Consider the following 1,519-nt stretch of genomic DNA (forward strand, 5'->3'; position numbering starts at 1 on the left):
CACACGATCCCATCGTCATCGTCAGCGCTGCCCGCACCCCCATGGGCAGCTTCCAGGGCGACTTTTCTGCGCTGGCTGCGCACGACTTGGGCGGTGCCGCCATCAAGGCAGCCGTCGAGCGCGCAGGCATCAGCCCTGAGCTCGTCACCGAAGTTTTGTTTGGCAACTGCCTCATGGCGGGCCAAGGCCAAGCCCCAGCGCGTCAGGCGGGCTTCAAGGGCGGCTTGCCTAAGAGTGCAGGTGCAGTCACCTTGTCCAAAATGTGCGGCTCCGGCATGCGCGCGGCCATGTTTGCGCACGACATGCTGGTGGCCGGCTCGCACGATGTGTTGGTGGCTGGCGGCATGGAAAGCATGACCAATGCGCCTTACCTCATGCTCAAAGGCCGTGGCGGTTACCGCATGGGCCACGACAAAATTTACGACCACATGATGCTCGACGGTCTTGAGGACGCCTACGAAGCCGGTCGCAGCATGGGCACCTTTGGCGAAGACTGCGCCGCCAAATACAGCTTCACCCGCGCCGAGCAAGACCACTTTGCCACCACCAGCGTGCAGCGCGCCAAGGCCGCCACCGAGTCGGGTGCATTTGCCACCGAGATCACGCCTGTGATGGTGAAAGATCGCAGTGGCGAACGCGTGGTGTCCATCGACGAAGGCCCGGGCAGAGTCAAGCTCGACAAAATCAGTAGCCTCAAGCCCGCCTTCAAAAAAGACGGCACCATCACCGCCGCCAGCAGCTCGTCCATCAACGACGGTGCTGCCGCCATGGTGCTCATGCGCGAAAGCACTGCTGCCAAACTCGGCTGCAAACCGCTGGCCCGCATCGTGAGCCACGCCACCCACGCACAAGAGCCTGAGTGGTTTGCCACTGCCCCAGTGGGTGCGACCCAAAAGGCACTGGCCAAAGCGGGTTGGACAGTCGAAGACGTCGACCTGTGGGAAGTCAATGAAGCCTTTGCCGTGGTGCCCATGGCGCTCATGAAAGAGCTGAACGTGTCGCATGACAAGGTCAACGTGAATGGCGGCGCTTGCGCGCTGGGCCACCCGATTGGCGCATCCGGCGCACGCATCATGGTCACGCTGATCCACGCGCTCAAAGCACGCGGCCTCAAAAAAGGCTTGGCCACGCTGTGCATTGGCGGCGGCGAAGGCACGGCTGTGGCGCTGGAATTGGTGTGATGCCCTCGCATCCTTGTAGGTCGGTGCCTTCAGGTCCGACATCTGCCTTCTCAGGGTTCATGTCGGGGCTAAAGCCGCCGACCTACACCATCAAATAGTCATGACCACCATTCTCCTCATCGGCGCATCCCGCGGCATTGGCTTTGAACTGGCGCGCCAATACATCGGCCATGGCGATCGCGTGATCGCCACCGCCCGTTCGGAGGAAGGTCTTGCCCAACTCAAAGCCTTGGGCGCTCAAACCTTGCGGCTTGATGTCGCGAACCCTGCCAGTAACTCCGGCCTGGCTTGGCAACTCGACGGCGAGAAGATCGACCTGGCCATTTACGTGGCGGGGG

General features: G+C 62.1%; 2 protein-coding genes. Both read left to right on the plus strand.

Annotated features, from left to right (window positions below; all coding sequences use genetic code 11):
- Window positions 1-1,181 (plus strand): acetyl-CoA C-acyltransferase (locus Q0341_RS06855; protein WP_299511463.1); only part of this gene is annotated, 1,181 nt, incomplete at its 5' end.
- 100 nt (window positions 1,182-1,281) lie between these two features.
- Window positions 1,282-1,519: SDR family NAD(P)-dependent oxidoreductase (locus tag Q0341_RS06860; RefSeq protein WP_299511465.1), on the plus strand; the 238-nt coding region annotated here is incomplete at its 3' end.

It is taken from the genome of uncultured Limnohabitans sp. (genome assembly GCF_937889215.1).
Taxonomy (GTDB): Bacteria; Pseudomonadota; Gammaproteobacteria; order Burkholderiales; family Burkholderiaceae_C; genus Limnohabitans_A.